The 13418-nt window shown below is 34.1% G+C and carries 11 protein-coding genes and 4 pseudogenes; 6 read left to right on the top strand and 9 right to left on the bottom strand.

The features are described from left to right. Positions 1-3: 3 nt before the first annotated feature. From OPR57_RS07445 to OPR57_RS07430, 5 genes and pseudogenes are all read right to left on the bottom strand, one after another. Positions 4-2604 (bottom strand): ankyrin repeat domain-containing protein, encoded by a 2601-nt coding sequence (locus tag OPR57_RS07445; protein ID WP_265036491.1) that lies wholly within the window; start codon positions 2602-2604, stop codon positions 4-6. 200 nt (positions 2605-2804) lie between these two features. Beyond that, a pseudogene (locus OPR57_RS07945) lies at positions 2805-2892 on the bottom strand (Rpn family recombination-promoting nuclease/putative transposase); the annotation flags it as partial. Between the two features lie 611 nt (positions 2893-3503). Then, positions 3504-3617: pseudogene (locus tag OPR57_RS07440) on the bottom strand (patatin-like phospholipase family protein); the annotation flags it as partial. A 10-nt stretch (positions 3618-3627) separates the two neighbouring features. Then, positions 3628-4824, bottom strand: a complete 1197-nt coding sequence (locus tag OPR57_RS07435; RefSeq protein WP_406831627.1) for an IS4 family transposase — start codon at positions 4822-4824, stop codon at positions 3628-3630. 33 nt (positions 4825-4857) lie between these two features. After that, positions 4858-5208: pseudogene (locus OPR57_RS07430) on the bottom strand (patatin-like phospholipase family protein); the annotation flags it as partial. A gap of 101 nt (positions 5209-5309) precedes the next feature. Here OPR57_RS07430 and OPR57_RS07425 point away from each other — a divergent pair. Continuing rightward, a complete protein-coding gene (locus OPR57_RS07425; RefSeq protein WP_406831627.1) occupies positions 5310-6506 on the top strand; it encodes an IS4 family transposase in 1197 nt (398 codons plus the stop codon). Positions 6507-6519: 13 nt separating this feature from the next. Here the strand turns inward: OPR57_RS07425 and OPR57_RS07420 are convergent. Further along, positions 6520-6888, bottom strand: a pseudogene (locus OPR57_RS07420) (IS4 family transposase); the annotation flags it as partial. A gap of 270 nt (positions 6889-7158) precedes the next feature. On the opposite strand from OPR57_RS07420, the gene elbB reads away from it, so the two are divergent. Continuing rightward, complete coding sequence (elbB, locus tag OPR57_RS07415; protein WP_265036490.1) at positions 7159-7866, top strand: isoprenoid biosynthesis glyoxalase ElbB; 708 nt, start codon at positions 7159-7161, stop codon at positions 7864-7866. Positions 7867-8057: 191 nt separating this feature from the next. Continuing rightward, entirely contained in the window at positions 8058-8330 is a 273-nt protein-coding gene (locus OPR57_RS07410) for a hypothetical protein (RefSeq protein ID WP_265036489.1), read from the top strand. 3 nt (positions 8331-8333) lie between these two features. On the opposite strand, the gene OPR57_RS07405 is transcribed toward OPR57_RS07410, so the two are convergent. Further along, entirely contained in the window at positions 8334-10169 is a 1836-nt protein-coding gene (locus tag OPR57_RS07405) for a peptidoglycan D,D-transpeptidase FtsI family protein (RefSeq protein WP_265036488.1), read from the bottom strand. Positions 10170-10188: 19 nt separating this feature from the next. On the opposite strand from OPR57_RS07405, the gene ispH reads away from it, so the two are divergent. Further along, on the top strand, positions 10189-11118 hold the full coding sequence (gene ispH / locus OPR57_RS07400) for a 4-hydroxy-3-methylbut-2-enyl diphosphate reductase (protein WP_265036487.1): 930 nt from the start codon (positions 10189-10191) through the stop codon (positions 11116-11118). 26 nt (positions 11119-11144) lie between these two features. Then, positions 11145-11318 carry a hypothetical protein gene (locus OPR57_RS07395; RefSeq protein WP_265036486.1) on the top strand — a complete coding sequence of 58 codons (174 nt, stop codon included), beginning with the start codon at positions 11145-11147 and terminating at the stop codon, positions 11316-11318. On the opposite strand, the gene OPR57_RS08110 is transcribed toward OPR57_RS07395, so the two are convergent. Further along, a complete protein-coding gene (locus tag OPR57_RS08110) occupies positions 11269-11442 on the bottom strand; it encodes a hypothetical protein (protein WP_265036485.1) in 174 nt (57 codons plus the stop codon). The genes OPR57_RS07395 and OPR57_RS08110 overlap by 50 nt on opposite strands. A gap of 93 nt (positions 11443-11535) precedes the next feature. Continuing rightward, positions 11536-12522 (bottom strand): quinone oxidoreductase family protein, encoded by a 987-nt coding sequence (locus OPR57_RS07385; protein WP_265036484.1) that lies wholly within the window; start codon positions 12520-12522, stop codon positions 11536-11538. Between the two features lie 115 nt (positions 12523-12637). Between OPR57_RS07385 and OPR57_RS07380 the strand changes: the two genes are divergently transcribed. Further along, positions 12638-13348, top strand: a complete 711-nt coding sequence (locus OPR57_RS07380; protein ID WP_265036483.1) for an ankyrin repeat domain-containing protein — start codon at positions 12638-12640, stop codon at positions 13346-13348. The last annotated feature ends 70 nt before the right edge of the window (positions 13349-13418 follow it).

The following is a 13418-nucleotide window of genomic DNA, read 5'->3' as shown; positions in this document are numbered from 1 at the left end:
GAGCTATAACTTTAAACTCTTTACTCGATTTTCTACGCTGACATCTTGTAAACTCTGATCTGGACTTTTTAATATTTCTAATAATCTACTTGCAAAGTTTGAGTGTTTATTGATTACTGCAACCTGGAGTAATGACTTGCCTTGATCATCACGAGCATTTGTTACAGCTACGCGCTCATCAGGTTTTATTGCTTTCAGCTTACTGATAATTTCAACATTACCATTTTTTGCATTCTCAAACAGCTCTTCTACTAATTTCAATAGGTTAGTAATATTCTGGTCTCGAGAAAGATCAAGTGGTATTTTACCTTCCTTATTCTTGATGTTATAAATTGCACCATGTTTCAACAAAGACTTTACAGCTTCAAAAAAGCTATTTTCAGTAGCAACATGCAACGATGCAGTGCCTTTAACTATTGTTTTAGCATTAATAAAATCACTCAATTTATTGTGGCTTACACGTTGTAACAAAGCTTCAATAATTTCTTTATGACCTTTGGAAGCAGCAGTGTGTAATGGTGTATTACCTTTGTTAGTAACTTTAGTAGCATCAGCTCCATTTGCTAGCAAGATATTTACAACTTTTATTTGCCCATTATTAACAGCATAATGTAATGGCGTTCTTCCATCCACGTTTTTCGAATCAATTATTGCTCCATCTCTAATGGAACTCTCAATTCCTAAATAATTATTATCTTCTATAGCCTTAAATAACTTCTCAACCAATTTTAGTAATTTTATGACTTCTGGGTTTCCTCTTCTTTCCGCAAAGTGTAATGGTAAAACATATCTACCTCCTTCAGCTCTAGCATTAAAGTATGCTCCGCTAATAAGCAGAGACCTAACTATATCTAAATTACCAATTTGTGCCCCTAAGTGTAAAGGTGTAGCATTTTTATCCATTTTTGCATTAACATCTGCTCCACTTATAATAAGAGTTTTGACTACCTTAGGATGACCATATTGAGCTGCAAGATGTAGGGCTGTGCCTTTATTTTGATTTTCTTTTACATTTACATCAGCACCATGTTTCAATAGAACGGTTGCTATCTGATCATAACCTTTTTCTGCTGCAAAATGTAAAGGAGTCCAATTTGTGTGATCTAAAGCATTAATATCTGCTTCCTTTTCTAAGAGCAATTCAACCACCTCTAAATGATCATGGTCTACTGCAAAGTGTAGAGGTGTAGTGCTTTTAACTGTTTTAGCATTAATGCCTGCTCCTTTATCAAGCAAAGATTTAACAACTTCTAAATTACCATCATATGCTGCACAATGTAGAGGAGTCCAACTTCTGTTATCTAGAGCATTAATATCTGCTCCATTTTCAATCAAGAAATTCATTATTTCCAAGTGATTATATTCTGCTGCCAAATGTAGAGCTCTTCTACCATTATCCATCTTTGCATTTATATTTGCTCCTTTTGCAATTAAGCTCTCTACTATTTTTAAAGAAAAACCATTATATGCTGCATTATGTAAAGGAGTCCAATTCTGATCATCCACGGTGTTAATGTTTGCTCCATTTTTAATTAAAAAATCACTCACCTCGAAATGACTTTGCTGAATTGCTAGATGCAAAGGTGTAAAACCTTCGTTTTTTTTAGCATTAACATTGGCTTTTTTCTCTATTAGTAGCTTCACTACTTCTAAGTGACCATTCTGAGATCCTATATGTAAAGCTGTGGAATTATCGTGGCCTTTAGCATTAACATCAATTCCCCTTACGAGAAGAAGAGACTTAACTACTCCAAAGTGATTATGTTCTGCTGCTAAATGTAGAGGTGTAAGATTCTCATAATCCTTAGCATTAACATTAGATTTTGCTTTTAGTAAAATGTCTACTAACTCTAAAAAGCCATTTTGAGACGCTAAATGTAGAGGTGTAATCTTATCATCTGTTTTTGCATTAACGTTTGCTCCCGCTTCAAGCAGAACTTTAACTATATCTAACCTACCAGTTTGTGTTCCCAGATGTAAGGGTGTAATGTTTGCATCAACTTTACAATTACCTATGCCTGAAGATCCAGCGTTAATATTAGACCCTTGTGAAATAAGAGCTTTAACTACTTCGAGGTTACCATTTTGTACTGCAGAATGCAAAGGTCTTGCTCGATCATTATTTACAGCATTAACATCTAATCCCTTTTCAATAAAAACATTTACTATATCTAGATGACCATTCTCTGCTGCTAGGTGTAAAGGTGTATTAAGTTTATCTGTTTTAGTACTAAGATCTGCTCCATTTGCAATCAAGGTGTTGACTATATCTAAATATCCTTGCTGGGACGCAAAACTTAAAGGTGTAAAGCCTAGAATGACCTTATGGTTTACATCTGCTCCATGAGCAATAAGAAAGTTAACCATCTCTAAGCGATTTTTTGTAATTGCAAAATACAGTGGCGTAAAGCCATCGTACTTAATCTCTGAGTTAATATCTAAACCCTCTCCTAATAAAGTGTTGACTAAATCCAACTGACCATTTCCTGCTGCTAAATGTAGTGGTGTAAGACTAAGATGTTTGTGAGTTTCATAATTTTCATTTAAAAAATCTACAAAAAATTGTAGCTGATCCAGATTATTAGATATTCTATTAGTAAACATAAATGCCTCGCATGAAGAATTTATGTAAAGTATAGTATCTACAAGTTTTTAAGCAAGATAAATCTTCTTCTTAAAAAAGATACTGTAATCCAATCTGTGTGCTTATAACTTTTTTATTTGATCATGAGTGATCAGCTGTCTCAGCTGCAATAGAGACACCTGCCTTAAGTAGTTACATCAATTTTCTCTGTTTTTTTGCTGATGATGATGTCTTCATTCTTCTCAGTAGCCAACATTCTTTTTAAAGGCATAATCATTACGCGCATCAAGAAACTTAGAAAGAGCCATAGGAAATCCACTTAAAAAGCATTAATTATTATACACAATTGTGAAGAAATATTCAATCTTTTTATTGTTTTGAATGTGTTGATGAAAAAAACGTCTGTCAGAGATCATCTGAGAATTGCATTTTAGGCTTTAGATGTAGAAGGGTTCTTATCGTCTTTTTATAAATACTCTAAAAATAGGCTTAAATCGCCAAGAGATGGATATCATGAATTTAGTAGCGTAAAAACATCAAAGATACCTCATATCATAAAGTTTAATGTCAACATTTGGTAGCAACATTCCCGATTTACAAAGCAGAGGCAATAAAGGTTGCAAATAATCTACGTATGCTGGACGTTTCTGTTGATGCTATTTCTAAAATAGCAGATTTATCTATTGAGGAACTTGAAAATCACGCTTCCAAAACTTAACCTGAATTAAAAGCAACAGTAGTGTACTGATTTCCACACAATATATTAAAACATCAACGAAGGTAATTATATAATTAATTATCTGCATTGCTGAATGAAATTCTTGTGCTTCTGTATTCAATATATAATATTAAAAAAATATTTTAGTAAATTTATTAAAGTAGATACTAGAAACTCGCTTATTTCGTTTTTCTAGCTCAGTTATAGTTTTGGATTTTGCTTGCAGAATTTGTCTATCACTTTCTGGTTATCCTCTATCATTTTACTTGCCTCTTGCTGAAGAAATTTGATATTTTTGAGTGTAATATTGTCCATACGCGTCAAGTTAAGAAGCAAGGGTAAGAAAATTCAATGAACTTAAGGTGGATACTCTAGTTTTTCTATATCTATCTTTCACAGAAAATTGTGACCAGTCTGTGGTAAGTTTTTTCAGGAAAATTCTCAAATTATTAATTTTACTGCTTAACGCTAAAAACAACTCCCTAATCCTTCTTTTTAATTCAATGAATGCCTTTGTTAAACTCAGCTCTGTATTCTCTTTCAGTTTTATACAACCAACTATTCCATGAAATATAAGAATTGCGCACAATTTAGCGTATAGTTCACATAATACTCTGTATGGTTTTCCTTTAAGTTCGTCAAGCCTGATGTGACTCTTATACAATTTAAATAATAATTCAATCTGCCATCTTACCCTGTAAACTGTTAATACTTGTTCAGCGCTGATTTTACTCTCTGGAACGTTAGTTATGAATATCGACCAATCCAGCAATTTTTGATTCTTTTGAGAAGATGTATATCCATGTGATTTTGCTAACTTATTAGCCCTTCTTCTTCTAATTATAGACTGTTCTTCAGTTAATTTTTGACATATAATTCTCACTTTAATTTTTACTTCTTTTCCTAATAGCACTTCCATCTCTAGAAGGGATTGACCTTCTAAACATTCCAACAACTCTATTTTTTGATTTGTTTCTATATCATATATATTGGTATCAGACTTATAACGACTAACAAAATATGCACCTGCTTCATCAATCTGTTTAAAAGAACTAGGCACAAAGTAGCACAAATCAAATATTAGCAAATCATTGGCTGATAAACCGTTCAGATAATCCCTATAACCTTGATCCGACCTTATTCCTTCTATTAAATTTAACTTATCTAGCGCTTGGTTCAGGTAATCAAAGACTAACTGCAGCTTTATTCCTGATTTGGTATTACTCTCACAATCTCTATAGCTACTCCCATATCCTTTGTACATATCTTCCATGCTACTGGGCAGGCTAATATAATCCAAACCCTGTTTTGTAATTTCTATCGAGTCTTCATTTAGCAATTGGCACATTGTTTCTATGCTGCAATCACCAACTCCTATGTTACCAAAAACCATAGCTTTTATGAATGATGAGCCATTAAGTTTTCTCTTTCTTTTTATAAAACCTACTGCAATTGATATTTCGTCTGCTTTTTCATTAAAGAATTCATTGAGGTCTTTTGATAAGCAAGCTATTCTGTCCATTGTAAGTTCTCTCATTCACATATCCAAGAGAACTTATACCTTATTCTTTTCCTTCACTCTATCAATTTTACTTACACTTTTCCTTAACTTGACGCGTATGGTAATATTGTCCATCTCAGTCGATGCTACTTTCAATTGCGATTGTATTCTTATGTATTTATCATCTATTACTTGTTCTAGTTGATAATCAACGCAATCCAATCCAGAAGCAAACATCACATTCAGTAGTGGCTTGATCCACCCTATTTTGCCAAATCTCCTTGAGTTAGCATACTTTATACTTCTATTTGTTCCACCAGTACCTATTGATAGCAGTATAATCTCATCATTTGGAACTAACCTTTTACCACTTGCATATGCACAAGCAGCAGGATTATTAGCAAACCATACGCGTCAAGTTAAGGAAAAGTGTAAGTAAAATTGATAGAGTGAAGGAAAAGAATAAGGTATAAGTTCTCTTGGATATGTGAATGAGAGAACTTACAATGGACAGAATAGCTTGCTTATCAAAAGACCTCAATGAATTCTTTAATGAAAAAGCAGACGAAATATCAATTGCAGTAGGTTTTATAAAAAGAAAGAGAAAACTTAATGGCTCATCATTCATAAAAGCTATGGTTTTTGGTAACATAGGAGTTGGTGATTGCAGCATAGAAACAATGTGCCAATTGCTAAATGAAGACTCGATAGAAATTACAAAACAGGGTTTGGATTATATTAGCCTGCCCAGTAGCATGGAAGATATGTACAAAGGATATGGGAGTAGCTATAGAGATTGTGAGAGTAATACCAAATCAGGAATAAAGCTGCAGTTAGTCTTTGATTACCTGAACCAAGCGCTAGATAAGTTAAATTTAATAGAAGGAATAAGGTCGGATCAAGGTTATAGGGATTATCTGAACGGTTTATCAGCCAATGATTTGCTAATATTTGATTTGTGCTACTTTGTGCCTAGTTCTTTTAAACAGATTGATGAAGCAGGTGCATATTTTGTTAGTCGTTATAAGTCTGATACCAATATATATGATATAGAAACAAATCAAAAAATAGAGTTGTTGGAATGTTTAGAAGGTCAATCCCTTCTAGAGATGGAAGTGCTATTAGGAAAAGAAGTAAAAATTAAAGTGAGAATTATATGTCAAAAATTAACTGAAGAACAGTCTATAATTAGAAGAAGAAGGGCTAATAAGTTAGCAAAATCACATGGATATACATCTTCTCAAAAGAATCAAAAATTGCTGGATTGGTCGATATTCATAACTAACGTTCCAGAGAGTAAAATCAGCGCTGAACAAGTATTAACAGTTTACAGGGTAAGATGGCAGATTGAATTATTATTTAAATTGTATAAGAGTCACATCAGGCTTGACGAACTTAAAGGAAAACCATACAGAGTATTATGTGAACTATACGCTAAATTGTGCGCAATTCTTATATTTCATGGAATAGTTGGTTGTATAAAACTGAAAGAGAATACAGAGCTGAGTTTAACAAAGGCATTCATTGAATTAAAAAGAAGGATTAGGGAGTTGTTTTTAGCGTTAAGCAGTAAAATTAATAATTTGAGAATTTTCCTGAAAAAACTTACCACAGACTGGTCACAATTTTCTGTGAAAGATAGATATAGAAAAACTAGAGTATCCACCTTAAGTTCATTGAATTTTCTTACCCTTGCTTCTTAACTTGACGCGTATGAATATAGCTACTATCCAATAGCTTAATGCTTCTAAATTGCTTCAAAATTCTGCAATCAACCTGTAAGCTGTTTTTAAATAAAACTAAAGATTCATTATACATTCTTTTCATAAATTCCACTGCTTCTTCAGTAAATCTAAAATCCAAACCCTGTTTTGTAATTTCTATCGAGTCTTCATTTAGCAATTGGCACATTGTTTCTATGCTGCAATCACCAACTCCTATGTTACCAAAAACCATAGCTTTTATGAATGATGAGCCATTAAGTTTTCTCTTTCTTTTTATAAAACCTACTGCAATTGATATTTCGTCTGCTTTTTCATTAAAGAATTCATTGAGGTCTTTTGATAAGCAAGCTATTCTGTCCATTGTAAGTTCTCTCATTCACATATCCAAGAGAACTTATACCTTATTCTTTTCCTTCACTCTATCAATTTTACTTACACTTTTCCTTAACTTGACGCGTATGGTTACCAGTACCTGCTGCACCACCTTGTACCATATTCAATTCTTATCAATTATAAATATGCCTAATTATACATACTAGTTATTAATTATATTATAATTGATATAACATACCCCTTTCCAAATATAGAATTTGTATTAAAATATCTAGATTATATGAAATCAAGGTACTTTATGGGTGAAAAAAAATTAAAAGCTGCTGTGGTTTTATCAGGGTGTGGTCACCTTGACGGTGCAGAGGTAAGAGAAGCGGTTTTAAGTCTGCTTGTGCTTGATCAGCAGGAAGTGGATGTTAAATGCTTTGCACCTGACATCAATATCACACAAGTTATGAATCATAAAACAAAGGAGGCAGTGAAAGAAAAAAGGAATGTGCTTGCAGAATCAGCAAGAATCGCAAGAGGCGAAATATATGACTTAAAAGAAGCCAAAGCTGAAAATTTTGACATGCTAGTTGTACCTGGTGGATATGGGGTTGCCAAAAATTTATCTGACTTAGCTGAAAATAAAGACATGGTGACAATAATGCCTGAATTTGAAAGATTAGTTTCAGAATTTTTTGTTACAAAAAAGCCAATAGGAGCAATATGCATATCTCCAGCCATCATTGTTTCAATTTTAAGTAGCAAGATAGGTAAAGGAAAAAGTGAGATTAAGGTAACTATAGGAGATGACAAAGAACAGTTGATAGAGAAGCTTGGCGGCAAACACATAAAGTGCGATACAGGGTTATCAATAGAAGACGAAGAGTATAATGTATTTTCCTGTTCTGCTTATATGCGTAGCGACGAAAGTACATACTCTGTATATCAAGGGATAAAGCATATGATTGACAGCATGGTAAAAAAGATTAACAAAAAAACTAAACAACCATTCCTCTAAGATATAGTAATTTAGACTTCCTTACACAATTAACTGTTGAATTTTACATTCCTAGCTGTATTATAGCTAAAGTGCTCTAGCTTTACTGACTATAGCGGTATGGCGTAGTAGCTATATATATTTAGTTCTTTTTTTATAAACGTAAGGTGTTTTATATGTCAGACCTTTTCTATATTGAAACTACGTGTTGTATGGACGGTCAGTGTGATGTCTATACACGGGAAGTGAGTTTTAATGATGTCATGTTAGGCAAGTTCAGTCTAAATTCGTGCAGCGGGAAAGAAGCTATGATAAATCTAGACGTTATTACATTCGATATTAATATCGCTATTGATGGTCAAAATGGAAAGACAATAAAAAGAGACCTTAAAGGTCTTGAATTTGTAACTAAAGATGATGGTTCTTGGTATATTAATAAGGATTTTGGTAATGATAGATTTGAAGTTATAGTAAAGCAATCATAATCTTTACATCTCAGGTGTAACATTTAGTATAGGTGCTATTTTATTTATAATGTTTTTTACTATAGGCGCAGCAATTATTCCCCCGGTGTGGTGCATTCCTTGAGGTTCATCAATAGCAATTAGCACTATATACCTTGGGTCAAGCATAGTCAGCACTCCTATAAATGACGCTATGTTTGCATCTTTACTATATTTACCATCTACAACTTTTTCCGCCGATCCAGTTTTTCCTCCTATTGAATATGCCTTTATTTTTGCTTTTCTGCCAGTGCCATCTGTTACTGCTGCGCGTAATAATTTTCTCATTTCCCTGGAAGTTCTTCTTGAGATAATTTGCTCTCCTATACTTCTTTTATTCAACATCAAGGTTGCATTATGAAATATCCCATTGTTGATTAATGCTGCTGCAGTTTGTGCAAGATGTATAGGAGTTACAGCTATGCCATAACCATAAGATGCTGTTATTAAAGTGTTTTCACTCCATTTATCCGGGATTATCGGTGTAGATTTTTCTGGTATTTCTATTCTCAAAGGAGAAAATAGCTTCATAGCTTTAAAGTATTCTACCTGTTTTTCAATACCTAATTTGACTGCAATTTTTGCTGCACCAATGTTGGATGATTTTACAAATATATCTTGCACAGTAATTTTTGGAATTTTAGATTTGTGAAAATCCTGAATTTTATACTTTCCAATGGTGATTGGTGTTGATACGTCATATAAATCGCTAGTTTTTGTAACGTTTGCATCAAGCGCTGCGGCTATTGTAAAGTATTTTAATACCGACCCCATCTCATACACCCCAAGACTGGCGCGATTAAACTTTTGTACGTCTTCTGCCTTATTCTGTAGGTTGGGATTAAAATCAGGTAGACTGACCATCGAGATGACTTCACTATTTCTCACATTTAAAACAATTCCAACTCCGCCGAGTGCCTGATATCTGCTTACAGCTTTAGTTAGCTCTTCATGCACTATGCTTTGCACTCGTGTATCTAAGGATAGTTGAACATATTGATCAGCAGAGCGTGACCATCCCTGTCGGATGACAGAAGATTGTGCAGAAGCTTGGTCTGGTGTCATTCCAGTGCACTGACACTGGAATCCAGTTTTATGCGCAATTTCATCACAAACATTGTTTTTGACATATGTTTCTGGAATCCGTTGTTCATCACGTAATTTGTCAGTATTTTTATATCTGGATCCCAGTGTCACGCACTGGATCTGTTGTGTGGGGGATTGCTGTGCAGGCATTGCTTTCAAGTTGCAACATTCATACAACTGTATATCAGGTACTTGGATAACAGAATGTTGTTTGTTTTTACTTATATATGCCTCAACTCCTGCAATACCGTTACCATCTATGTCAGTGTAACCAAGCACGTGTGAAAATAAATTACTGTGAGGATATATACGTTTTACATCGTTATAGAAGTTTATTCCTGGCACGCCGGCGTTTTTTATTGCTAACAGTTCTTTTGGAGTCAAGTGCCGTTTTACCCAAGCAAATTTCTTTTTTGAAGTAAGTACTCTATATAAATTCTCGTATTCAAGATCATTCAAAATAGAACACAGTTGTACTGCTATACTTTCCGGATTCTTTACTTTGGTTGCATCTGTATATAGTGATGTTGTGGGCACATTTGTTGCTATTACCACTCCATTTTTATCTAAAATATCAGGTTGTTTATGTACTATATTATCTTTTCTAAAATTTTCTGAAGTAGTAGGTTGATCAAATGTTAAAGAGAATATGCGAAAAATAATTATTATATAAAACGTAAATAATGGTACTATAAAACACAGTGAGCGGAGCTTATTTTTAAGTAATGCTTGCATATTTACTTGATTTGACAAAATGGAAATTATCTTAGCTGAGCCGCGAGGTTTTTGTGCCGGGGTAAAAAGAGCTGTGGACATATTAGCTATTACTTTAGAAAAATACAAAAACAAGTGCCAAGTTTATGTGCTACACGAAATTGTTCACAATAAATATATAGTAGAGGACTTTAAGAGACAAGGAGTGGTTTTTGTGAACAGTATCGAGGAAATTGAAGATAATGGAGGAATATTGATCTTCAGCGCGCACGGAGTATCAAAAAATATAGAAGTTGAGGCAAAAAGAAAGGGTATTCAAGTGATTGATGCAACATGTCCTTTAGTCAGCAAAGTGCATAAAGAGGCAAAAAGGTATGAAAACGGTGGTAAAGAACTAATTCTCATTGGGCATGAAAACCATCCAGAAGTTAAGGGAATTAGAGGAAGAGTAAATAATCCTATCATTTTAGTGCAAACTGTGCAGGACGTACGCAATTTAAAAGTTAAAGATCCAGATAATTTATCTTATGTTACACAAACCACGTTAAGCATCGACGATACCCGTGAAATTATTGCTGCCCTAAAGCTCAGGTTTCCAAGCATAACAGGTCCAGATTTAAAGGACATATGCTATGCAACGCAAAACAGACAAAATGCTGTTAAAAAGCTAGCTGAAATTGTAGACATGGTGTTAGTTGTAGGAAGTAAAAATAGCTCAAATTCAAACCGCTTATTAGATCTGTGCACTGCCAGAGGGAAAAGAGCCTACTTGATTGATAATTACAGATGTGTGAATAAAAGCTGGTTTCAGGGTGTAGAAAAGATAGGAATCACCGCAGGTGCTTCCGCTCCTGACATATTAGTTGATGAATTAATGGACTACCTAAAAGTAAACCTGAGTGTAAAAATTTCAGTTATGCCAGGTGGTATTATTGAAAATGTTCAGTTTAAAATACCGAATCTGGTTTAAAACACAACTTATCTATTAAGCTTCTCTTGAAATCACACAAACCAGCATCTATAGCTAAGACGTCATACCGCGATTCATTCCACAACTGTACGAACATTGCGATTTTGGCCTACCAGAAGGGTGTCATGAAAGTAGCTGACACTGGTTCCTTTATGACGGTGTCATCCCAGTGCCCAGACACTGGGATCCAGGAAACTTAATTGCAAGTAATGCATTGGGTTTGGTGAGTATGGGTTTTGCGTTATAGAATGAAGCACTTTTGGTGAATTTGTAAAGAAAACTGGATTCCAGTGTCAAGCACTGGAATGACAAGAAAGGGAGCACTGAAATTTTTGTTTCAGTATTTGTACATTAGCCATGCATCTGAACAGATACAATTCTAGTTGATATAATTTAATGAATGGTTAATTTAAATTACTAATTTATTTGAGAGATTTTAATAATATTTAACCCACTCGCTTTTCTATTTTCCATATCGCGATGGGCTTGAATTATTTCATCAAATTTATATTTTTTATTGATCCGTACAGTTAAAAGTTTTTTTCTTATCATCTCGAAGATTTCCATTGTGGTAAGCACTAATGTGAATCTATCATGCTTATAATGATATATTGAGGTTCCAGTTGCAAATAACGAACGTGAACTAAGTAAAGAAAAACTAATAGGAGCGTTACCTGATATCTGCCCATAGGAAACGTATATGCCGAACCTGCCTAAAGATTCAAAAGAGAGCTTGCTTGTAGCGTAACCTATGGGGTCATACACTGCACCTACTCCTCTGTTTTGCGTAATCTCCATAATTTTAGAAACGAAGTCTTTATCATTGCAGTTTATTGCGTATGTGCAGCCACTTTGTAAAGCTATCTTCATTTTTTCATCAGAGCTTACAGAACCTATCACTACACCTTTTTTATCCTTTGCCCATTGACATATTATTTGCCCTAAGCCACCATTAGCTCCATGAACTAGCACGAAAGCACCAGGTATGATTTTATAAGATTGATTAACTAAATAGTGAGCTGTCATACCTTTAAACAGCACTGCAGCAGCAACTTCATCAGATATGTCATCTGGGATTTTTATCAGATATTTCTGGTGTATAATGCGCTTTTCACAATATGCCCCTGGAGGAGCTGTGCAATATCCAACTCTGTCTCCAACCTTCAACCCATCACTGATTTTTTTACCAAGCTTTTCAATAACTCCCACCGCTTCTACCCCAAGCACTGATGGTAAATTTTTAATTTTGCGCGTACCTTTTCTGTGCTCCAAGTCATAACGATTTAAGCCGATAGTTGTGTGACGCACTAAGACTTCCTCGCCTTTTGGCTCACCTATGCTCTTATCTACAAATTCTAATACTTCTGGTCCCCCAGTTTTTTTTATTTGTATAGCTCTAACCATGATGAATGTAAGATAAAAACTTTGATTATGTTATCTAACAATTAATATTTTGCAAAATGTTATTTAGAGTTTATATACTATATAAGCGTATATTAATAGTTTTAAGGTATAAATTATGATGGATAGAGAAAATTCGCTTTATAGTGGTTTGTATAATGTGTTGTACAAAGTGGATGAAGATAACGATTTAGATACTAGTAATGTAATAAAAAAAATAAAAGAAAGGCTAGAAAGTGGAATGCGAACTTCAAGCAGAGAAAACTATTATAAATATTTATACACTTCTTGGGAAAAAAAAGGTTTTAATATTGATCACAAATTTGATTTGAAAGACTATGATGGCTTTCCAGTAGATAGTCTCTTTTCTATTGCTATTAATTGCAAACCTTGCGTTTTACCAAATCTAGCGCAAGTTTTAATAAAAGCAGGGGCTAACGTGCAAAGCGAAAAAGGATATTTACATGCCTGCGCTTTGACGCGTTCTCCAGACATGTTAAAGGCTCTCATAGAAGCTGGGGTAAGTGATAGCCCACATAAACACTACGGTGGAAATACCGCTTTAGATTGTGTTACTAAATTATATGGTACAGATAAGTCAATTAACTGCGAAGATTGCTGTAAGATTCTAATTAAGCATACATTAGAAAAAAATCCCAACATAGAAATGCCAGATTCTGTAAAAAATAATAAGGAATTGGCTCAATGTTGGAATGCTTGTGAAGCAAATAATGAAGGATGGGAATTGATTGATTCAGCAATACCAAACACTGAAACACAGAAAGTCAGTGCGCAAAAAGCAAATAAGAGCTCCTGCTCAATTCAATAGATCTATTGCATAACTATTATTTAAATAACAACGCATTTCTTCTAGCTCACGCTGCTTGGATAACATAGGA

Origin of the sequence: Wolbachia endosymbiont (group A) of Anomoia purmunda (assembly GCF_947251545.1) — a bacterium.
Taxonomy (GTDB): Bacteria; Pseudomonadota; Alphaproteobacteria; order Rickettsiales; family Anaplasmataceae; genus Wolbachia.
This window is presented reverse-complemented; position numbering and strand designations above follow the sequence as displayed.